Origin of the sequence: Acinetobacter sp. 148 (assembly GCF_031196675.1) — a bacterium.
GTDB classification, from domain to species: domain Bacteria; phylum Pseudomonadota; class Gammaproteobacteria; order Pseudomonadales; family Moraxellaceae; genus Acinetobacter; species Acinetobacter baumannii.
On record NZ_JAVIMT010000020.1, the window covers coordinates 43,463 to 65,150 of the forward strand.

23 protein-coding genes and 1 pseudogene are annotated in these 21,688 nt (G+C 39.5%); 19 read left to right on the top strand and 5 right to left on the bottom strand.

Going from position 1 to position 21,688, the window contains the following annotated elements; all coding sequences use genetic code 11:
- Positions 1-30: 30 nt before the first annotated feature.
- Positions 31-804, bottom strand: a complete 774-nt coding sequence (locus tag RFX69_RS03875) for an SDR family oxidoreductase (protein WP_289332495.1) — start codon at positions 802-804, stop codon at positions 31-33.
- Positions 805-915: 111 nt separating this feature from the next.
- Between RFX69_RS03875 and mazG the strand changes: the two genes are divergently transcribed.
- From mazG to yjgA, 9 genes are all read left to right on the top strand, one after another.
- Positions 916-1,722: a nucleoside triphosphate pyrophosphohydrolase gene (gene mazG, locus RFX69_RS03880; protein WP_000359489.1), complete on the top strand. Its 807-nt coding sequence runs from the start codon at positions 916-918 to the stop codon at positions 1,720-1,722.
- Positions 1,691-2,101: a ComEA family DNA-binding protein gene (locus RFX69_RS03885; RefSeq protein WP_025464588.1), complete on the top strand. Its 411-nt coding sequence runs from the start codon at positions 1,691-1,693 to the stop codon at positions 2,099-2,101. Before mazG ends, RFX69_RS03885 begins: the two co-directional genes overlap by 32 nt.
- A 124-nt stretch (positions 2,102-2,225) precedes the next feature.
- Complete coding sequence (gene pcnB, locus RFX69_RS03890) at positions 2,226-3,689, top strand: polynucleotide adenylyltransferase PcnB (protein WP_001194201.1); 1,464 nt, start codon at positions 2,226-2,228, stop codon at positions 3,687-3,689.
- Entirely contained in the window at positions 3,686-4,168 is a 483-nt protein-coding gene (gene folK, locus RFX69_RS03895; RefSeq protein WP_289332494.1) for a 2-amino-4-hydroxy-6-hydroxymethyldihydropteridine diphosphokinase, read from the top strand. Before pcnB ends, folK begins: the two co-directional genes overlap by 4 nt.
- Positions 4,169-4,213: 45 nt before the next feature.
- The gene (panB, locus tag RFX69_RS03900) at positions 4,214-5,023 is read left to right on the top strand and encodes a 3-methyl-2-oxobutanoate hydroxymethyltransferase (RefSeq protein WP_000624763.1); all 810 of its coding nucleotides are present in this window, start codon (positions 4,214-4,216) and stop codon (positions 5,021-5,023) included.
- A 3-nt stretch (positions 5,024-5,026) separates the two neighbouring features.
- Complete coding sequence (panC, locus tag RFX69_RS03905) at positions 5,027-5,875, top strand: pantoate--beta-alanine ligase (RefSeq protein ID WP_000846362.1); 849 nt, start codon at positions 5,027-5,029, stop codon at positions 5,873-5,875.
- A 22-nt stretch (positions 5,876-5,897) separates the two neighbouring features.
- A complete protein-coding gene (gene rapZ, locus RFX69_RS03910; RefSeq protein WP_000821671.1) occupies positions 5,898-6,749 on the top strand; it encodes an RNase adapter RapZ in 852 nt (283 codons plus the stop codon).
- Positions 6,746-7,015: an HPr family phosphocarrier protein gene (locus tag RFX69_RS03915; RefSeq protein ID WP_000567533.1), complete on the top strand. Its 270-nt coding sequence runs from the start codon at positions 6,746-6,748 to the stop codon at positions 7,013-7,015. Before rapZ ends, RFX69_RS03915 begins: the two co-directional genes overlap by 4 nt.
- Positions 7,016-7,017: 2 nt before the next feature.
- Entirely contained in the window at positions 7,018-7,554 is a 537-nt protein-coding gene (yjgA, locus tag RFX69_RS03920) for a ribosome biogenesis factor YjgA (RefSeq protein ID WP_272234706.1), read from the top strand.
- A 61-nt stretch (positions 7,555-7,615) separates the two neighbouring features.
- On the opposite strand, the gene RFX69_RS03925 is transcribed toward yjgA, so the two are convergent.
- Complete coding sequence (locus tag RFX69_RS03925; RefSeq protein WP_000253045.1) at positions 7,616-9,244, bottom strand: acyl-CoA synthetase; 1,629 nt, start codon at positions 9,242-9,244, stop codon at positions 7,616-7,618.
- 410 nt (positions 9,245-9,654) lie between these two features.
- Between RFX69_RS03925 and thrS the strand changes: the two genes are divergently transcribed.
- The 4 genes from thrS to RFX69_RS03945 all read left to right on the top strand — a co-directional run bounded on the left by thrS (position 9,655) and on the right by RFX69_RS03945 (position 13,441).
- Positions 9,655-11,577: a threonine--tRNA ligase gene (gene thrS, locus RFX69_RS03930; RefSeq protein ID WP_289332493.1), complete on the top strand. Its 1,923-nt coding sequence runs from the start codon at positions 9,655-9,657 to the stop codon at positions 11,575-11,577.
- A gap of 5 nt (positions 11,578-11,582) precedes the next feature.
- Positions 11,583-12,134 (top strand): translation initiation factor IF-3, encoded by a 552-nt coding sequence (gene infC, locus RFX69_RS03935; RefSeq protein WP_012297364.1) that lies wholly within the window; start codon positions 11,583-11,585, stop codon positions 12,132-12,134.
- 205 nt (positions 12,135-12,339) lie between these two features.
- Complete coding sequence (locus RFX69_RS03940; RefSeq protein ID WP_000566578.1) at positions 12,340-12,960, top strand: glutathione S-transferase N-terminal domain-containing protein; 621 nt, start codon at positions 12,340-12,342, stop codon at positions 12,958-12,960.
- Positions 12,961-13,012: 52 nt separating this feature from the next.
- Positions 13,013-13,441: a YqaA family protein gene (locus tag RFX69_RS03945; protein WP_000954155.1), complete on the top strand. Its 429-nt coding sequence runs from the start codon at positions 13,013-13,015 to the stop codon at positions 13,439-13,441.
- 40 nt (positions 13,442-13,481) lie between these two features.
- Here RFX69_RS03945 and nreB read toward each other — a convergent pair whose 3' ends face one another.
- Complete coding sequence (gene nreB / locus RFX69_RS03950; protein WP_289332492.1) at positions 13,482-14,732, bottom strand: nickel resistance MFS transporter NreB; 1,251 nt, start codon at positions 14,730-14,732, stop codon at positions 13,482-13,484.
- Positions 14,733-14,861: 129 nt separating this feature from the next.
- Between nreB and RFX69_RS03955 the strand changes: the two are divergent.
- The 3 genes and pseudogenes from RFX69_RS03955 to rplT all read left to right on the top strand — a co-directional run.
- A pseudogene (locus tag RFX69_RS03955) lies at positions 14,862-14,993 on the top strand (hypothetical protein); the annotation flags it as partial.
- Positions 14,981-15,175: a 50S ribosomal protein L35 gene (rpmI, locus tag RFX69_RS03960; protein ID WP_001096359.1), complete on the top strand. Its 195-nt coding sequence runs from the start codon at positions 14,981-14,983 to the stop codon at positions 15,173-15,175. The pseudogene RFX69_RS03955 and the gene rpmI, both read left to right, overlap by 13 nt.
- 11 nt (positions 15,176-15,186) lie before the next feature.
- Entirely contained in the window at positions 15,187-15,546 is a 360-nt protein-coding gene (rplT, locus tag RFX69_RS03965) for a 50S ribosomal protein L20 (protein ID WP_000124858.1), read from the top strand.
- Positions 15,547-15,593: 47 nt separating this feature from the next.
- On the opposite strand, the gene RFX69_RS03970 is transcribed toward rplT, so the two are convergent.
- Positions 15,594-16,748, bottom strand: a complete 1,155-nt coding sequence (locus RFX69_RS03970; RefSeq protein ID WP_289332491.1) for a hypothetical protein — start codon at positions 16,746-16,748, stop codon at positions 15,594-15,596.
- A 22-nt stretch (positions 16,749-16,770) separates the two neighbouring features.
- Positions 16,771-17,772, bottom strand: coding sequence for a hypothetical protein (locus RFX69_RS03975; RefSeq protein WP_125268074.1), 1,002 nt, complete (start codon positions 17,770-17,772; stop codon positions 16,771-16,773).
- A gap of 157 nt (positions 17,773-17,929) precedes the next feature.
- On the opposite strand from RFX69_RS03975, the gene pheS reads away from it, so the two are divergent.
- From pheS to RFX69_RS03990, 3 genes are read left to right on the top strand one after another with little or no spacing between them, the layout of a single operon-like run.
- A complete protein-coding gene (gene pheS, locus RFX69_RS03980) occupies positions 17,930-18,910 on the top strand; it encodes a phenylalanine--tRNA ligase subunit alpha (protein ID WP_000050953.1) in 981 nt (326 codons plus the stop codon).
- 33 nt (positions 18,911-18,943) lie between these two features.
- On the top strand, positions 18,944-21,325 hold the full coding sequence (pheT, locus tag RFX69_RS03985) for a phenylalanine--tRNA ligase subunit beta (protein WP_271056257.1): 2,382 nt from the start codon (positions 18,944-18,946) through the stop codon (positions 21,323-21,325).
- Positions 21,322-21,618, top strand: a complete 297-nt coding sequence (locus RFX69_RS03990) for an integration host factor subunit alpha (RefSeq protein ID WP_000126166.1) — start codon at positions 21,322-21,324, stop codon at positions 21,616-21,618. The genes pheT and RFX69_RS03990 overlap by 4 nt, the downstream gene beginning before the upstream one ends.
- The last annotated feature ends 70 nt before the right edge of the window (positions 21,619-21,688 follow it).

The window sequence follows — 21,688 nt, forward strand, 5'->3', positions numbered from 1 at the left end:
AGGCCGTCAATTGACGGCCTTTTTTATAAGCTACTTTCTTGATAAATAAATATTAGTTAAACGATTTAAAAACTGGGGGCTTATTGTTGAGAGTTGATAAAGCAATTTGGTTTTTATACCAACTGGAGTGTGAGTCGGTGTCCAGAAATGAGCTTTTTTCTCTACAAGTGAAAGCACCTGTTGAGCAATATCATTAGGCGTTAAATCGACTCCCATGTTTTGAATAGAACCTGCATCCATATTGTTGACCATTGCGGTTTGTACAAATAAAGGCATCACATCTAAAACACGAATACCGTATTTTTTCCATTCCACATCTAAACCTTCGGTAATTCCTCTCACTGCAAATTTACTGGCCGAATAAGAAATGAGGTCAGCTTGCCCGTAAATTGCAGAAGCTGAAGAGAGATTAATGACTCGTGCAAAACAAGCTTGCTTTAAATAAGGGAGTGCAGCATGGCAACCATTGATTACGCCGTTTACATTAATATTGATTGTTCTTTGGTGTGACTTGATATCGATATTTTCAAAGACTCCGGAATATAAAATCCCTGCGTTATTCACCAAAATATTAAGCTCGCCAGCCCAGTCGGTAAATTCTTTTAATATATGTTGCCACTGGCTGTAGTCACTGACATCTAGATAGCCTGCGCATGCATTCGGTCCTAATTCCTGCGCTAAATTTTGAGCAAGCGACTCATTAATGTCATAAATGCCGACTTTATAACCCCGCTGATAAAATACCCGTGCAATTTCTGCTCCAATACCTTGAGCTGCGCCACTAATCAGAATGCTATGTTTCATCTTTTTTTCTCTTTATCGTTACAATATGACGAATGATTTGCCGCTTTAATTTTGATCATAGCAAATTAAGATTTTAAAGTTACTGACCAATTTTTTGAACTTGAGGGTTACATGGATAAATTGCTTAAAATTATGCAAGAGCTACGTGAAAAATGTCCGTGGGACCAAGAGCAAACTCCAATGTCACTGACTAAATATGCGATTGAAGAGGCATATGAAGTCGAGGCTGCCATTCGTCAAGGTGACATTAATGAAATTCGGAATGAATTGGGTGATCTGTTATTACAAGTGGTATTTCAATCGCAAATGTTTAGCGAGCAGGGGGCGTTCAATTTCCAAGATGTGGTTGAGGCAATTAGCGAAAAATTAGTACGACGTCATCCGCACGTTTTTCAAGCAGACCAATTTAACAACTTAACACCAGAACAAGTAAGTGAGTTATGGAAACAAATTAAACAACAAGAAAAGCAAGGCAAACCACAATCAAGATTAGATGAAATTAAACATGGACCAGCACTATCTCAAGCGCAGGAAATTCAAAAAAATGTCGCAAAAGTTGGGTTTGATTTTGAAACGGTAGAAGATGCTTATACAAAATTAGAAGAAGAATTAGATGAGTTTAAACAGGCACTTAAAAATCAAAATAGTAATGAAATTCAAGATGAATTTGGAGACTGCCTGTTTTCATTAGTCAATGTTGGACGTAAACTTGGCATTTCAAGTGAAAGTTCACTTTTATCAACCATACATAAATTTAGAAGTCGTTTTGCTTTTATTGAAGAGCAAGCCATAAAACAGCAAAGAACATTGGAAGACATGACCTTGTCCGAAATGGATGAATTGTGGAATCAGGCAAAACGACAATTAAAATCAGGGGAAAAACCACATGCAATACAGCATGAGATTTTGGAAAAATAAGTATTTTGTTTTAATAATGTTGTGCTTGGGAGTAATTTCACCTTCGGTTTACGCTCAATCTTTTGATCAAAACTTTCAAGAATGGAAGGCTAAACAGCAGATGTATGACCAAAAGTTAAACATCACTAAGTCTTCTCATTCTAATGGTTCTAAAATTTCTCAAACTAAAAATTTTAATGACTCTACAGGGCAAATTCATTTGAATCAGGCGAATGTAAATGAGTTTCAGCAATTAAAAGGTGTAGGTGAGAAAAAGGCTCAAGCGATTGTAGAATACAGGCAAAAGAACGGTAGTTTTAAAAATATTGACGAAATTAAAAACGTTAAAGGAATTGGACCAGCTATTTTTGAAAAAAATAAATCGCGTTTAGCCTTATAAAAGTTCTATTCGTCAATTATCATTTCCTGCGCAATCTAAGAGAATCAAATTGCCCTTTGTGTGTGTTAGAGCTATGATTAGCGACAACTTGTTATTTACGTCCTGACGTAGGAGACAGCGTCTTTTGCAAACCTTGCGAGCGTCAAAATGTGGTTTGTCCACAGCCCAACTTCCTTCTTCGATTTTAGATGTGATCGATAGTCTGACTAAAGCAGGCTATGAAGCTTATATTGTTGGGGGTGGTGTCCGTGATTTAATGCTAGGACTCAATCCTAAAGATTTCGATGCAGTCACCAATGCAACACCTTCTCAAATTAAAGAAGTTTTTGGCCGTCGATGCCGAATTATTGGCCGTCGATTTGAATTGGCACATGTCTATTCAGGACGTGAGCTAATCGAAGTTGCCACTTTCCGTGCTCCTCCTAAAAAAGCGGTGACCAGTGCTTCGGGCATGATTTTACGTGACAACAACTGGGGAACCATCGAACAGGACTTTGCTCGACGCGATTTTTCTATCAATACTCTGTACTACCAGCCGCGTAAGGGTATTGTGCTCGATTTCTGTAAAGCAATTGATGATGTCAAAAGTAAGACTTTACGTTTATTGGGCGATCCTGTGCAACGTTTTGAAGAAGATCCGGTGCGTATGCTTCGGACATTACGTTTTGCAGCTAAGCTCAACTTTAAAATTGATCCGGCAATTCTCGACATTTTTGATGTTGAGATGACGCAATTACTTCGTGATGTTTCACCACACCGGTTATACGATGAGTCTCAAAAGCTTTTCACAATGGGGCATTTGGCACGCGTATTACCAATGTTGATTGACTTTGGCGTGTGGAAACAGCTTTTTGCTGATATTCGTCCGGATCTCACTCCATTTATTCAACGTGCAGCAAAAAATACTGATCAACGTATTCAGGTGGGTAAAACGATTAATCCGGCATTTTTCTATGCGGTTTTATTGTGGCAGCCATTTTTAGAGCGTTGTGATTTTTATTTATCAAAAGGCGTTGTTCCAGCCGAAGCACGTGCTCAAGCAGGTTTGGATGTTTTAAAACGTCAAGCAACACGCACAGTTATTCCTCGTTTTGCCGAAACTTTTATTCGTGAAGTTTGGGAAATGCAAACCCGTTTGCTTAATCCAAAACCACAGCAAATTGAAGCATTGGCAAGCCATGCTCGTTTCCGCGCTGGGTTTGATTTCTTATTACTTCGTGAAAAGTCAGGTGATGACACAACACAGGGAATGGGAAGCTGGTGGGAAGCTTACCAAGAAATGTCAAACGACGAAAAAGAAGCTGCGATTAGCCAATATAATCGTCAGAAGGCGAAAAGTCGTCGTAAGGTTGCTGCTGAGCCTGTTGAAAGCAATAAAGTTGATACGGAAATTGAGCCTTTGGTTGATGTTCCAGAGCCTCGAAGCCGTCGTGGTAAAAAAGAGCGTGCACGACAAGAGCAGTCTATTGACCGTTTTATTGAAAAATCTTCCGCAGCACAAACGAATGTGATGAGTGATCATCCAATTTTAAAGCGCAAGCGGGTACAACGTGATTTGAGCCAAGTTATTTTTGGGCCGACACAATGACAGTAACCACATATATTGGCTTAGGAAGTAACCTAGGTGACTCACGCCAGATTCTGTCTGAAGCGATAGGCAAACTTAAATCTCTTGGTGAAGTGAAAGTATCTAAACTTTACCAAAGTCCCCCTATGGGTCCCCAAGATCAGCCGAATTATCTAAATGCAGTCGCTCAGCTAAAAACCGAGTTACTTCCGCTTGAATTACTTGACCAGTTACAGCGTTTTGAGCAGGAAGCTGGGCGGGTGAGACTCCGTCATTGGGGGGAGCGAACTTTAGATCTTGATCTACTGATTTATGGCAATGAAAAAATACAAAATGAGCGCTTAACGGTGCCGCATGTAGGAATATTACAACGAGATTTTGTTGTGATTCCTTTATTAGATTTAGATGCTGATCTACATATTAATGATCAGCCACTTAAAAATTTAGAACTCATACAGCAGCCAACGCTGACTGTACTTGCTGATGAGTCTTGGGCTTAAAGCCGGACTTATTACGTTCTGCAAACTCCTGTAGAGGATACCATCATGATTAGTCTAAGTGACTTAAGAAAATTTAAAGCCGAAGGACGTAAGTTCTCTTGCCTAACTTGTTACGATGCAAGTATGGCAAAAGCAATGGAACTTGCTGAAATTGATACGATCTTAATTGGTGATTCTCTTGGAATGGCAATTCAGGGGCGTGACTCAACTTTACCTGTAACTGTTGAAGACATGGCCTATCATACAGCGGCAGTCCGTCGCGGTAATCAGCATGCTTTAATTATGACTGACTTACCATTTATGAGTTATGCCACTTTAAACGATGCTTTGCAGAATGCGAAAACAGTTATGCAAGCTGGTGCCCAAATGATCAAAATCGAAGGTGGTGCATGGCTAAGTGAAACTGTCCAAGTGTTAACACGTAATGGTGTGCCTGTATGTGTACATTTAGGTTTAACTCCTCAGTCTGTACATGTATTTGGTGGCTACAAGTTACAAGCTAGAACGCGTGAAGCAGCCGATCAGCTTATTGCCGATTGTACGGCGGTGGTTGAAGCGGGCGCGGCAGTTTTATTACTCGAATGCGTTCCGGCACAATTAGGTCAAGAAATTGCCGAATTGTTCCCGAATACTCCTGTGATCGGTATTGGGGCAGGTAATGCGACTGATGGTCAGGTATTAGTTGTACAAGACATGTTAGGTCTAACGTTTGGTCGAGTTGCGCGTTTTGTACGTAACTTTATGAAAGAACAATCTGGTGAAACAGCGATTTTAGATGCTTTTAAAGCTTTTCATGCTGCTGTACAAGATCAGTCGTTCCCAGCTAAAGAACACACTTTCCAAGTTGAGCTGTAATTCATGAAAACAGAAACCACTATACAAGGCTTAGCTGCTTCTTTAAATCCTGCTAGAGCTGCACGTAAAATCATTGGTTTTGTCCCAACGATGGGAAATCTACATGAAGGCCACCTCACTCTTGTTCGTGAAGCGAAAAAGTTATGTGATGTTGTGGTTGTGAGTATCTTCGTGAACCCAACACAGTTTGGTCCGGGTGAAGATTTTGATAATTATCCGCGTACGTTAGAGCAGGATAGTCGTCTACTTGCAGATGTTGGCTGTGACATTATTTTTGCACCATCAGTTGAGCAAATGTACGGTACACAACCTCGCTTAACTAACATTAGCGTCAGTCAAATTACTGATGATTTATGTGGAAGCTCACGTCCGGGGCACTTTGATGGCGTAGCACTGGTTGTCACCAAACTCTTTAATATTGTGCAACCGAATTATGCTTTCTTTGGTCAAAAAGACTACCAGCAATTAGCAGTGATTCGCCAGTTTGTACAAGATTTGAATATTCCGTTAGAAGTTATTGGCGTACCAATTGTTCGTGCAGAAGACGGTTTGGCACTGAGTTCAAGAAATGGTTACTTGACTCCTGAACAGCGTCAGGTTGCACCAGTCATTTATCAAGGTTTAAAACAAGCCGAAGAGCAATTACACCAAGGTAAAGATTTACAACAAGTCTTGGCAGATTTGAAAACACTGTTGACAGACAATGGTTTTGTTGTGGATTATGTGGAGGCTCGTCAACCTAATTTGTTAGCTGCTTCTCAATTTGATCGTGATATTGTGTTGTTTGTCGCGGCAAAGTTAGGTGGAACGCGCTTAATTGATAATCTACAAGTTGCCTTTACACCTCAATAATATATAAAAGGACAGCCATGCCATGAAGCGTATACTTATCGTGACAGGACAGTCTGGTTCAGGAAAATCTTCAGCTCTTCAAGTATTAGAAGATTTGGGCTACTACTGTATTGATAATTTACCTTTGGCATTGCTGCCTGAGATCGTGGCAAAGCTAGATCATGAAAATAATCTTGAGCAGCTTGCTTTAGGGGTGGATGTACGAAGTACTCGGGCAGATATGCAAGAGTTCGACCATGTTTTTGAGCAATTACAAAAACATGGTACGGTTGATGTGATTTATCTGACGACACAAGATCAAGATTTGATTGCACGATTTAGTGCTTCACGTCGTCCACATCCGTTAGCAAATCGTTTCAAAAGTCTTTTACAGTGTATTCATGAAGAAAAGCAGTTGCTGATTCCAATTCAGTTTCGTGCCACTGTTCACATTGATACCACAGATAAAAGTGTTCACGATTTAAAACATATCTTGCTATCAAAATTAGGACAATCAGATAATCTGATTGTTATATTGCAGTCATTTGGTTATAAACATGGCATTCCTTTAGATGCTGACTATGTTTTTGACGTACGGCATTTACCAAATCCGCATTGGGATTTAGAATTACGCCGCTTTTCTGGTTTAGACGAGCCAGTTAAACAATTTTTAGAAGCAAGTCCACAAGCAAATGAAATGTTTGAGGACATTCTCCACTTCTTAAAAAAATGGCTGCCGGCATTTGCTGAAGGGCATCGTCACTATATGACGATTTCAATAGGTTGCACAGGCGGCCAGCATCGTTCAGTTTATATGGTAGATAGACTAAAACAAGCACTTGAGGCAGAATGGTCTGTTCAGGTCTTACACAGAGAAATGAAGCACTGGTCATGATAGACACAACTGTTGATGTAATTAATAAACTCGGTTTACATGCACGTGCATCAGGAAAACTGATAGAGGTCACTACAAAGTTTCGTTCGTCAATTCAAATTGGTAAGGGCGATCATTTAGTAGATGCAAAGAATATTATGTCGTTACTGATGTTAGGTGCAGGTAAAGGGACTACTTTACGTTTAGTCATTGATGGCACTGACGAAGAACAGGCATTAAATGAAGTACAGGCGTTATTCGCCGCAAAATTTTATGAGGCAGATTAATCGTGGCACGTCGTCCCAAGCGTTATACTGAAGAAGATTTTGATTCTTTAGAAGGACGTGCAAGTAAAACCGAACAGAAAAAAGCAGTTCAACGTATGGCTGCTTTAGGTGAGCAGTTAGCACAACTTTCTATCAAACAAATTCAAAAACTTCCTGTTGATGAGCGTTTAATTGATGCTCTTTTGGAAGTTCAGAATATTAGTTCGTTCGAAGCGCGCCGTCGCCAGTTTCAGCGTGTTGGTAAACTCCTGCGCAATGAAGATGAGACAATCATTTTATCTTATTTGACCCCTCAGCAAGGCGCGAAGAAACAAGCTCAACTCATGCGTTGGGTAGATCGTATGATCGAGCAGGGCGACCCTGCAATCAATGAATTTAGCAAAATCTATAATGCATCCGAGCGACATACTTTACGTCAGCATGTGTTAAGAATTAATCGTGATAAAACCCAGCAAGTTGCAGAAGCAGATCTTGAAGCAACTAAAATGAAATTTATTAACTATGTACAACAGGTTGCTCTATTGTCAGATCAAGGTTAATACAGTTTTTAATAAAAAGCGGCGTTAGATACGCCGCTTTTTTATTTTTATAGAATTCAGATTAAGCGCGTTCTTTTGCCCATTCACGCAAGATGAATTTTTGCAATTTACCTGTTGAGGTTTTTGGAATTTCAGTAATTACCACATCTTTAGGAACTTTAAAGCGCGCAAGTTCTTTTTGACAGTGCTCAATAATTTCTTCAGGCGTGACACTAGCCCCAGTTTTTAATTCAATAAATGCGCATGGTACTTCTTGCCAACGTTCGTCAGGTTTTGCCACAACAGCGGCTGTTAAAACTGCTGGGTGTTTATATAAAACGTCTTCGACTTCTAAAGATGAAATATTTTCTCCACCTGAAATAATAATATCTTTAGAGCGATCAGTAATTTTTGCATAACCATCTGGATGGCAAACAGCTAGGTCACCCGTGTGGAACCAGCCACCTGCAAAAGCTTCCTCAGTTGCCTTTGGATTTTTTAAATATCCTTTCATGACAATATTGCCACGGAACATGATTTCTCCCATGGTTTCACCGTCATTTGGAACTGGCTGCATCGTTTCAGGGTCTAGTACTCGCATGCTATCTTGAAGTGGATAAGGCACGCCCTGACGAGAATGCAGTTGTGCTTGTTCAGTAATTGAGAGATCGCTCCATCCTGCTTGAGAAGCACAAAGCGCAGATGGTCCATAGGTTTCGGTTAAACCATACACATGGTTGACATTAATCCCAATATTTCGCATACCTTCAATGACAGCGACAGGTGGAGCAGCACCTGCTACCATAACTTCAACATGATGTTCTATGCTTGGCTGCTTTTCCTTAGGCAGATTAATAATCATAGATAGGACGATTGGAGCGCCACAGAAGTAATCAACTTTATGTTTGGCAATAAGCTGCATCACCAGTTCTGGGTCAACTTTACGTAGACAAATATTGGTTCCACCACTTGCTGCAATACTCCATGCAAAGCACCAACCATTACAGTGAAAAAGAGGAAGTGTCCATAAATAAACGGCTCGAGGTTTCATACCACAGGCTAAAATATTGCTTGCTGCATTTAAATATGCACCTCGGTGGTGATAAACCACTCCTTTAGGATTTCCAGTGGTTCCAGAGGTGTAATTTAAACTAATTGCATCCCACTCATCTTCAGGTAATTGCCATTCAAAATTGGCATCGCCTTGAGCTAACCATTCCTCATATTCGAAAGAACCAAGGAATTGGTTTTCGCCTTCATATTCTTCATCAGCAACATCAATCACAATAATATGTTGGTTAGGAATGAGCGATAAAGCTTCTCTGGCTAAATTAACAAACTCAGGGTCAACTAAAAGTACTTTAGTCTCAGCATGCTCTAGCATAAAAGCGATGGTTTTAGCGTCTAAACGAGTGTTTAGCGTATTAAGAACAGCACCCGCCATAGGTACAGCAAAATGTGCTTCGATCATTGCTGGTACATTTGGCAATAAGACTGAAACAGTATCGTTTTTAGTTATGCCTAATTGTTGAAGTTGAGAAGCAAACTGTCGGCAGCGCTGGTAAGTTTCTTTCCATGAAATCTGACGGTTGCCATGAATAATAGACGCTTGGTCTGGATAGATATAAGCTGCGCGTTCTAAATAGCGCAGAGGGGATAACGCAACAAAGTTTGCGGGTGTGCGTGGTAATTCGTTATAGGCACTAACCATGTGAAACAACTCCTTGTTCTATTTTTAATTCATTCTTTGAAAATATGACTTAATATTAATCAAAGCATTAATGCTTTAGTCTTAAAGAGAAATACCTCCCAGTCAGAAAATGAGCAAAAATGCTATTTTCAACATCTTAAATCAGTTCTGGTGAATAATTATCCTATTTATGTATTTCTGAAAATTTAGCCAGGTCCTTATTAAAGTCATTTATTGCTGTTTACCGTATAAGCAAAATGTATTTATGATTTTATGAGTACAAAGGTTTTCACTTGGCTTGAACAAGTGTAAAATCTTTCAGGTTTTTTAATTTTGATTTACACCGTTTTTATATTTTGAGGCTTGCCTCGATCATAATCTCGCGGTGAAATGCTCCTTCGTATAGGGCATCACTCCTTAAGGATTTTTTTATGCCAATTATCACATTGCCAAATGGCGATCAAAAGAGTTTTGATCACCCTATATCTGTTATGGAAGTCGCTCAAAGTATTGGGCCTGGTTTAGCAAAAAATACCGTTGCTGGACGAGTAAATGATCGCTTAGTTGATGCATGTGACTTAATTACCGAAGACTCGACCTTACAAATTATCACTCCAAAAGATGAAGAAGGTCTTGAGATCATTCGCCACTCTTGTGCACACCTTGTAGGGCACGCAGTAAAACAGCTTTTCCCTGAAGCAAAAATGGTGATTGGTCCGGTCATCGAAGAAGGTTTCTATTACGATATCTGGATGCCACGTCCTTTTACACTAGATGATATGGCTGCGATTGAAGAGCGTATGAAAAAGCTCATCGATCAAGATTATGACGTTATCAAAAAAATGACACCGCGTGATGAAGTCATCAAAGTATTCACTGACCGCGGCGAAGAATATAAATTACGTCTTGTGGAAGACATGCCTGAAGAAAAAGCAATGGGCTTGTACTACCACCAAGAATATGTAGATATGTGTCGTGGTCCGCACGTACCGAACACAAAATTCTTAAAATCATTCAAGCTTACTAAAATCTCTGGTGCTTACTGGCGTGGTGATGCGAAGAATGAACAGCTTCAACGTATCTATGGTACTGCTTGGGCTGATAAAAAACAGTTAGCAGCTTATATCAAGCGTATTGAAGAAGCTGAAAAGCGTGACCACCGTAAAATTGGTAAAGCGTTAGACTTGTTCCATATGCAAGAAGAAGCACCGGGTATGGTGTTCTGGCATGCAAATGGCTGGACTATTTATCAAGTACTAGAACAGTACATGCGTAAAGTTCAGCAAGACAATGGTTACCAAGAAATCAAAACTCCGCAAATCGTAGATTTTACGCTTTGGGAGAAATCTGGTCATGCGGCAAACTATGCAGAAAATATGTTTACGACTCATTCTGAAAGTCGTAACTATGCTGTAAAACCAATGAACTGTCCTTGTCACGTTCAAGTGTTTAACCAAGGATTAAAGTCTTACCGTGATTTACCAATTCGTTTAGCTGAGTTTGGTTCTTGTCACCGTAATGAGCCGTCTGGTTCTTTACACGGTATTATGCGTGTTCGTGGTTTTACTCAAGATGATGCGCATATCTTCTGTACTAAAGAACAGATCGGTAAAGAAGTTGCAGACTTTATTAAACTCACTTTAGATGTTTATAAAGACTTTGGCTTTGAAGAAGTTCAAATGAAATTATCTACTCGCCCAGAAAAGCGTGTAGGGGATGATGCACTTTGGGATTTAGCTGAAAAATCTTTGGCAGATGCTTTAGATGCAGCTGGTCTTGAATGGGAGTTGCAGCCGGGTGAAGGCGCATTCTATGGTCCAAAGATTGAGTTCTCTTTAAAAGACTGTCTTGGTCGTGTATGGCAATGTGGTACCATTCAATGTGACTTCAACTTGCCAGTTCGTTTAGATGCTTCTTATGTAACTGAAGAAAACGAGCGTGATCAACCTGTCATGTTGCACCGTGCAATTCTTGGTAGTTTTGAGCGTTTTATTGGTATACTAATTGAACACTACGCTGGTTTTATGCCACCTTGGCTATCACCTGTACAAGCATGTGTCATGAATATCACTGATTCTCAAGCTGAAGCAAGTGAGCAAGTTGTGGCAAAACTCAAGGAAAATGGTCTTCGTGCTATTTCTGACTTGAGAAATGAAAAAATCGGATTTAAGATTCGTGAGCGTACTCTAGAGCGCATTCCTTACCTGTTAGTTCTTGGTGATCGAGAAGTTGAAGAAGGTACAGTGAATGTACGTACTCGCTCAGGAAAAAATTTAGGTACTATGTCAGTGGATGCTTTCATTGACTTAGTGAAATCTGCCGTCGCCGAACGTGGCCGGTATATTGTGGAGTAAGAAAGATTAAACAGCCTGACCGTAACCAACAACAAGGTGCAAAGAGTAACCGTCCAGCAATTAATGATGAGATCCGTGCAAAAGAAGTACGCCTTGTCGGTGCTGATGGTGAGCAAAAAGGAATTGTTTCATTAAATGAAGCACTGCGTGCTGCTGAGGATGCAGATCTTGACCTTGTTGAGATTGTCGCAAACGCTGAGCCGCCTGTTTGTAAAATCATGGATTACAACAAGCACTTGTTTGACCTGAAACAGAAGCAAAAAGATGCCAAGAAAAAACAGCATCAAGTGCAAGTGAAGGAAATCAAACTACGCCCAGCAACTGATGTAGGTGATTATCAAGTTAAGCTTCGTGCTATTCTGAAGTTCCTTGAAGAAGGCAACAAAGTTAAGATCACCTTACGTTTCCGTGGTCGTGAAATGGCTCACCAACAACTTGGTTTAGCTCAATTGCAAAAAATTGAAGCAGACGTAGCTGAGTTAGGGGTTGTAGAGCAAGCACCGAAAATGGAAGGTCGACAAATGGGTATGTTACTTGGACCGAAAAAGAAAAAGTAACACTCAAAAAAAGCACTGCAAAAGCAGTGCTTTTTTATGCCTCTCATCTTTTAGCTCTATTTTCTTAAACTGACGTTTAATATCGTTTTAATCCAAAGTTATTCTCAAATTTTATGTGTTTTTTGGTGTTGGAAATATCATTGTATTGCCCAAAACATGATATAACGCAAGACGCAGTCATGATAACGATGAATAGGAAAATAGAATGATTGATCTATATTATTGGGGCACACCCAATGGACATAAAATCACAATTGCCTTAGAAGAAATGGGACTGGATTACACCCTTTACCCAATTAATATTTTAGAAAATGATCAATTTCAACCAGACTTCCTGAAAATTTCTCCGAATAATAAAATTCCTGCCATTGTTGACCAAGATGGTCCACGTGGTGAGTCAATTTCAGTATTTGAATCAGGCGCGATCTTACAGTATTTAGGGCGAAAAACTGGATTGTTCTACCCAACAGACGAGCAAGAGCGAGTTGAAGTGGAACAATGGCTTATGTGGCAAATGGGTGGCTTAGGTCCTATGTTGGGACAAAATCATCATTTTAACCGCTTTGCGCCAGAGAAAATTCCCTATGCTATAGACCGATATGTAAATGAGACTAAGCGTTTATATGGTGTGTTGAATAAACAGCTCATTGGTCAGAAGTTTGTTGCAGGGGAATACTCAATTGCTGATATGGCAATTCTACCTTGGATTTTGCGTTATGAATGGCAGGGGATTCAATTAGAGGATTACCCGTATGTACAAGAATACATTGTTCGCTTAACAGCACGCCCTGCAGTACAAAAAGCATTATCAATTAAAGTCATCTAAGTTTATTGGTAGGGTAATGAATAAGGTGAAAGGTGATTTGGTCTAATTTAATATGCTAAGTTACTTTTTACTTTTTCTGAGTGCTTTTGGGGCGGCTACCTTATTACCGCTACAATCAGAAGCTGTACTTGCTGCTTTATTATTAAAAAATCAACATTCAGCTTTTCTTCTCATTCTGATTGCTACTTTCGGAAATGTATTGGGCTCATGTATAAACTGGTGGTTAGGTTTAAAAATAGAACAGTTTAAACATAAAAAATGGTTCCCAGTTTCTGAAAAACGTTTAGAACAAGCCCAACGCTTTTATCATAAATATGGCTTTTATTCGCTGCTTTTAAGTTGGACACCTGTGATTGGTGACCCTATTACTTTGGTTGCTGGCTTATTCAAAGAAAATTTTTGGCGCTTTTTATTTATGGTCCTTATCGCTAAGGCTGGGCGTTATATCTTCATTTATTGGGTAATTACAGGTTTTATTTAAAATAAAAGCATCCGAAGATGCTTTTATTAAAATGATTTAACTAATCTTCTGAGCTTTTAGTAATATCGACTTTAAAAAGATCATTGGTTTTTAGCCAACAGAATGTCACCACTGCAAGAGTCATACAACCACCAAAAATAGTCGCTGCAATAGTTCCCAAATATTTGGCAGCCAAGCCTGATTCAAATGCACCCAGCTCATTACTTGATGAGACAAACATTCCATTTACAGCCGCTACGCGACCACGCATATTTTCTGGCGGAAATATTTGCAAAATGGTTTGTCTAACTACCACCGAAATACTGTCGCAAGCGCCCGTCATCGCCAGAGCAAATAGGGATAACCACATATTGTTTGAGAAAGCGAAAAGGATTGTAAATACACCAAACCCTGCAACTGCAAGTAGCATATTACGCCATGCGTGCTGAGTTGGCGGAAAACGCGTCAAAGCAATCATGGTAATGAGCGCACCAATAGAAGGAGCCGCACGCAAGTAACCTAAGCCTTCTGGTCCTACTTTTAAAATATCTTCGGCAAAAATAGGGAGTAGAGCGATTACACCACCAAATAAAACAGAGGCAAGATCTAAAGAAATTGCCCAAAGAACTATTTTGGTTTTCCAAATAAAGCGAAAGCCATCGCCTAAGCTTTCTAGAACATTGGCAGTTTCAATTTTAGGAAAGCTACGTTTATGTAATAAATTAATGAGAATAAAGCAGATACTAAGTAGGCCGGCAACACTAAAAAGACTGGTTTCTTTGCCTAAATAAGCGAGCATGAACCCACCGAGCATAGGCCCAATAATTACACCACTCTGCCAACCAATGGTTGTCCATGTTGCACCATTTGCATAAAGCTCACGTGGAATTAAAAATGGTTTTAGGGACGTAGCAGAAGGGTTATAAAAACCACGTATGGTGCCCAAACCAAAAATAACCGCATAAATGCCCCAAGAAAGGAAATTTACACTGATATGACCCAACCCATGCAGATGGAACAGTAGCCATAAAACTAAAGGAAGAGGTACTGAGAAAAATAAACAGATTTTCATGATGATCTGTTTATTAAATTTATCAGCAAAATAACCACCCCAAAGCGATAGGGCAATAAATGGAATGGCTTCTGCTAGTCCAATTAAACCTAAAGTTAGAGGGTCTTTGGTAATTTGATAAAGTGAATAGGCAACAATAATTTCTTGAATCAAAATTGCTAATGTTAAGCAAAATTGATTAATGGTGACAATTGAGAAATCTCTATAGCGTAGGGCAGCGAATGCATCATGTTTCTGCATTTGAAATATCGTATGTTGATAATTTGCTCATATTATAGGGGTAAATAAGCAGCGATGCTGAAATTATTGCCGATTATATTCATCTAAAAAAGAGATAGGTTTTTCTCATTTCTAAAGGGATTAATTTAAAAAAATTCTAGGAATAGTTTTAATTTTAGTCAGCATACTATAAAATACGCGCTTCCTTACCTGCAGGTCGATTTTGCAATGGTGCAATCGTGCCGAACAGGTGCCCAAAAGAGGTTACTATGGCTAAGTTAAAAACTCGCCGTGGTGCAGCTAAACGCTTCAAAGCGACTGCAAACGGTTTTAAGCGCAAACAAGCATTCAAGCGCCACATTTTGACCAAAAAATCTGCTAAGCGTATCCGTCAATTGCGCGGCTGTGTAATGGTTCACGTAAGTGACGTTGCTTCAGTTCGTCGTATGTGCCCATACATCTAAGGAGATTATAAATGGCTCGTGTAAAACGTGGTGTAGTGGCTCATCGCCGTCACAAAAAAATTCTTGCTCGCGCTAAAGGTTACTACGGTGCTCGTTCACGCGTTTACCGCGTAGCGTTCCAAGCGGTAATCAAAGCTGGTCAATACGCTTACCGTGACCGTCGTCAGAAGAAACGTCAATTCCGTGCTCTATGGATTGCGCGTATCAACGCTGGTGCTCGTCAAAACGGTTTGTCTTACAGCCGTATGATCGATGGCTTGAAAAAAGCTCAAGTGATCATCGACCGTCGCGTATTAGCTGACATCGCTATGCATGATGCAGTAGCATTTGCTGCTTTAGCTGAAAAAGCTAAAGGCGCATTAGCTGCATAAGCTTAGAGATTCAAAAAAAGACCGCTTTTTAGCGGTCTTTTTTATATCTATTTTTTTGATAAAATATATAAAAAGCTGATAGCGCCACAGATTATTAATACAAATTGCACAAATTTAAATTGTATGGTTAACCAGTACAGTACATACAACAATACGAAGACAATCAATAAAAATAGTGCGATAGAGGTGATTGCTTGTAATGTAGTCATAGATGGTTCTTGCATTTCGATCGCGGTATTTGGTATTTGATCTGAATCCCTTGATGTAGAAACAACATTTGGAAGGTCTGACGTAGCAAGATGTAGCTGATTTAACAATTCTTTTTGTTGTACTGTGATTGATGCGGCAGATTGTAAATGATTTGCTGTATAGCAAATAAGTTCAACGAATTGTTGATGAATGATTTCTTGATATTCAGAGAGTTGAAGATATTGTTCATGACTAAAGTTTTGATAGGGCGAGCTATCATTGTGAGGATGCATAAGAGAGCTAAAACTCGACTGGACTTGTTCAAAAAGATGAATAAGGCTAAAGCCCAAATTTGGTTGAGGCATAGGTTGTTCGAGTAGAGGAAAACTCTCTTCATCATACTGATCTAAATAGAGGTTATTTACCATTTTAAAATTAAAATAAATGTACTGTGCCATAGGGTGTTGTTTTAGATTTTTTACAATATTTTCAATAAAATCATCCCAATGGTGCATTTGCCCAAATTGGTTACAGGCTTTTTGTTGTTGAGGACTTAGTTCAATGATACTCATACAGAGTAGTTGATTTGTATAGCGTTGACTAGAGGCTATACCCCAAAATTCACGAGGATCACCAATAGGCTCGATTTCTAAATATTTTTCATATTCAATCTGAGCAAGGGCAATCACTTTATCATTGTTTTGTAATGTGATGACAGGATAGTTATGTTGAGAAAATTCAAAAATAGGATGAGGATTTAAAGCTGTTGCTGAAAAAAGAATGTCAAAAGGGTAGAGTTTACATTGTTTAAAACCTTGCCGAGCAAGATCGATTACCAAGCCATCAATAGAATCATAAAGTAATTTATTGGAATTAAAATCACGTACATAAAATAATTGATGAGTGTGAATGCTCCAATAATGCCGAAGCTCATGGTAATCAATTTTATGATCTAAATATAATTGGGTGTTGTATTGAAAGCCAAATGCAAATTTCCAATAATCGCTAATCATGATATAAAGATAAGCCCTAAATTTATAACCCAAAATAATAGGCTAAAGCACAAATAATTATTGTCAGAACAATAAGCTTGATTACCCCTGTTCCTCCAGCTTTGTGATGAGGTACTTTTAAATGAGCTGCGGACTCATTCGTTGCATCAAAAGGAGAAGGTTTCTCAACAGGTTTTAATTGAGCTATTTGATAATGATTTGCTGCTTTCACAATAAGTTTTGCAAATAGGTCGTCAGTTTTGTGGGTAAAGTTTCTTAAGTTAATAATTTGTTCTTGGTCTAAGTCTTCCCCTAAAGGATCATTTGCGGTGCGTTTTTTCTGCTCTAAATAATCTGATAAAGCCTGAGTGCGGTAGAGGAGTTGATGTGCATAATCTGCTGGGTAGCTTTCAGGAATAAGAGCAAGAGTTGGTTGATGCTCTACCGAAATTTGATGTGTTGACCCATCAAAATATTTTTTCTGAAATTCTGGTTCTTCAAAACCTGCTGCATACTTACTTCGAAATAACTCAGTTTCCATAAAGTCTGCAATTTCATCCCATTGAGGTGCTTTTAAGTCAGCTTCAACTTTTTTAGATAATTTTTCATTCAATTCAAAACGCCAGAAAGTCTCTAAGCGTAAATCGCTGCGTTGAGTTAGAGGCGGCTCAAACTCGTTATCGCTGCTGTACCATTCGGCAAGCTCATGTCCAAAAATCCATGCGATTTTCTTATTGTTTTGATGACTTACAATAAAATGAGCATAAGGTAAAAGTTCGACATTACTATTCGGGTTTTGCTCTTCATTTAAAATAGTAGATAGGTGAAGAGAGATTTGAGTCGTCCCTTGTTTTTTGAGTGCTTCTAACCAAACTTGGAAATGTTGAGCAAGTAAATGTTGTGAAATTAAGTCACGAAATTGAAAACTATGCTGGTCAAAAATATGATGTTGTCGCCATTGGCTAAAACTTAAATTTTGACGTAGGTATTCGTTACCATAGGTCACAAGTGTAAGTTGTTGTTTCCAAATCTGATTAAGCGCCATAATAATTGATCTCATTGACGATGCTATTATTTTATACGTTTTATCTTTTTGTTGCCTAATACATTTTTCATGATGGATAAACTTCATCAATACGGTGAAAAACTGTTAGAATGCAGTGTTTTATTATATTTTTAAATTTGTTGCTTTGAGAGTTACTATGTCACTGGAAGCCCTGACCACAGAAGCGCTTGCTGCCATTGCAGCAGCTCAAGACCTTGTTGCACTTGATCAGGTGCGTGTGCAATTTACAGGGAAAAAAAGCCAGCTTGCAGAACAATCGAAAGCATTAGGGAAAATGGACCCTGAAGAACGTAAAGTACAAGGTGCTGCGATTCATGCTGTTCGAGAAACAATTAATAACGCTTTAACTGAACGTCAAACAGCATTACAACAAGCTGCACTGGCGCAAAAATTAGCAAGTGAAACCATTGATATTACTTTGCCAGGCCGTGGACAGCGCGTTGGTACAGTTCATCCTGTTACTCAAGTGCAAGAACGAATTTGCCAGTTCTTTACTAAAGCTGGCTTTACGGTTGCTACAGGACCAGAAGTTGAAGATGACTATCATAACTTCGAAGCATTAAATATTCCTGGGCACCATCCTGCACGTGCTATGCATGATACATTCTATTTCGATGCAAACCATTTGTTGCGTACGCATACTTCTGGTGTGCAAATTCGTACTATGGAAACAAGCCAGCCGCCAATTCGTATTGTATGTCCGGGCCGTGTATACCGCTGCGACTCAGATCAAACGCATTCGCCAATGTTCCATCAAATTGAAGGTTTGTACGTTGCTGAGAACACCAGCTTTGCTGAATTAAAAGGTTTATTGATTAACCTACTGAATGAATTTTTTGAGAAAGATTTAAAAGTACGTTTCCGTCCATCATATTTCCCATTCACAGAGCCTAGTGCGGAAGTGGATATCATGGATGAGCGTGGACGTTGGTTAGAAGTATTAGGCTGTGGCATGGTACATCCAAATGTATTGCGTGCTGCGGGGATTGATCCTGATAAATACAAAGGCTTTGCTTTTGGTTTAGGGGTAGAACGTTTTGCAATGTTGCGTTATGGCATTAATGACTTGCGTATGTTCTATCAAAATGATGTGCGTTTCTTACGCCAATTTGCCTAACATTTTTTCAGGATTAAATAAGGTTTTATAAAGATGAAGATTAGCGAAAATTGGTTACGCACATGGGTTAACCCAGCAATTGATAGCGATACATTATCTGATCAGTTGACTATGCTTGGTCTTGAAGTAGATGAGCTGGCACCTGTTGCTAAGCCATTTACTGGCGTTGTAGTTGGTGAAGTTCTAACAGTTGAACAGCACCCTGATGCAGACCGTCTGCGTGTAACAACAGTGAATATTGATTCAGGTGAGCCTTTACAAATTGTATGTGGTGCTCCCAACGTTCGTGCTGGAATGAAAGCACCTGTGGCAACTATTGGTGCAATATTACCGGGTGATTTTAAAATCAAAAAAGGTAAGCTTCGTGGTGTTGAGTCACAAGGCATGCTGTGCGGTGCCTCTGAAATTGACCTTGAAGATAAAATCGATGGTTTACTTGAGTTACCTGATGATGCTCCAGTAGGGGTAAACATTCGTGAATACTTAAAACTTGATGATAATGTCATCGATATTAGTATTACACCAAACCGTGGTGACTGCTTTAGTATTCGTGGTATCGCACGTGAAGTTGCAGTGATTAACCAACTGCAAATGAATGAGCCTGAAATCAAATCAGTTGATGCGACAATTACTGATGAGAAAAAAGTAGTCATCAACACGGATGGTGCTCCACGCTACTTAGGACGTGTCATTAAAAATGTAAATATTAAAGCTTCGACCCCAGAGTGGATGGAACAAGCTTTAGCACGTTCAGGAATTCGTACTCATAGTATTTTAGTTGATGTAACGAACTATGTCCTCATGGAATTGGGTCAGCCAATGCATGCTTTCGATTTAGCTAAAATCGAAGGAAATGTACACGTTCGCCAAGCTAAGCCGCAAGAAAAGTTACAGCTTTTGAATGATCAAGAAGTTGAGTTGCAAGAAGATGTGATGGTTATTGCTGATGACCAGAAAGCACTAGCAATCGCTGGCATCATGGGTGGTCTAGCATCAAGCGTAACTGATGATACGACTGATATCTTCTTGGAAAGCGCATTTTTTGCTCCGCTTGCGATTGCTGGACGTGCTCGTCGCTTTGGTTTACATACAGATTCTTCACAACGTTATGAACGCGGTGTAGATTTTGAATTGCCGTTAATTGCGATGAACCGTGCTTCTCAGCTTATTCAAGAGTTGGCGGGTGGTGAGTTCGGTCCAATTACTGTAGCTGAAAAATCTGATTTACTTCCGAAACGTGAAGCGATTGAACTTAAGCAAGCTCAAGTAGACCAGTTGTTGGGTTACAAAGTAGCGGCAGAGTTCATTACAGATGCATTAACTCGATTAGGTTGTGAAGTCACTGTTCAAGCGAATGGTGAATGGAGCGTAGTTCCACCATCACATCGCTACGATATGGCAATTTATCAAGATTTGATTGAAGAAGTTGCACGTATTGATGGTTATGACAATATTCAGATCAGCTTACCAAGTATGGATGTTCAACTTGCTAAGTACCAAGATCGTTTTGAAATCGCGCAGTTACGTCAAACGGTAGTCACTTTAGGGTATCAAGAAGCGATTAGCTTTAGCTTTGCTGATGCAAAACTTGAAAAGCAATTGAACCCGCAAGTAAGTCCGTTAATGTTGGCAAATCCAATCTCTAGTGATTTGGCCGCAATGCGCAGCACATTGCTTTCGAGTTTAATCCCTTGTGTACAATATAATTTAAACCGTCAGCAAAGCCGTGTACGTTTCTTTGAACTAGGTTTGCGTTTTGATTATCAAAATGCTAATTCTATTCAGGATCTGAAGCAAATTCCTACATTGGCTTTAGTTGCCGTAGGTTCTCGTGAACCTGAATCATGGCATGCTAAGCCACAGCCAATGGATTTCTTCGATTTTAAAGGTGAAGTAGAAGAGATTTTAGCTGCTGGACGTGTCAAAGTTGAGTATGTCCGTTCAGAGCGTCCATGGTTGCATCCAGGGCAATCTGCTGAAATCTTGGTTGATGGCCAATCAATTGGTTATCTAGGCCGCTTGCATCCATCTTTAGAAAACGAACTAGATTTGAGCACAACTTGGGTTGCCGAGCTTGATCAGGCTGCTGTTTTGCAATCTTATGTATCTAATTTTACAGAATTATCACGTTTTCCTTCGGTTAGACGTGATATTGCGCTTTTAATCTCTGATAATATAAATGTTAGAGATATTCAGCAGTTAATCGAAAAAACTGGTGGAGAGCTTTTAGACTCTACTTGGTTATTCGATGTGTATACGGGGCAGGGTGTCGAAGAAGGTAAACGCTCATTAGCGTTTGCGTTATTATGGCAACATCCTTCACGTACGCTTGAAGATGCTGAAATTAAATCTGGTATGGACAATATAATCCAAGTGTTGGAAAACACTTATCAAGCGACATTGAGGGCCTCATGACAGCATTAACTAAAGCAGACATGGCTGATCATTTAAGTGAGTTAACCAGCTTAAATCGCCGTGAAGCAAAACAAATGGTCGAGTTGTTCTTTGACGAAATTAGCCAAGCGCTTATTGCGGGTGAGCAGGTTAAGCTTTCTGGTTTCGGTAATTTCGAGCTTAGAGATAAACGCGAGCGTCCAGGACGTAATCCGAAAACTGGCGAAGAAATTCCGATTTCTGCACGCCGTGTAGTTACCTTCAGAGCGGGTCAGAAATTTAGACAACGCGTTGGAAATGAGCAGATCGATTGATCTGCTTTTTTATTTATGACTTTAAATAAATCTAGAATAAATTTTTCTTAATATTAGGGTGTGTTGACAC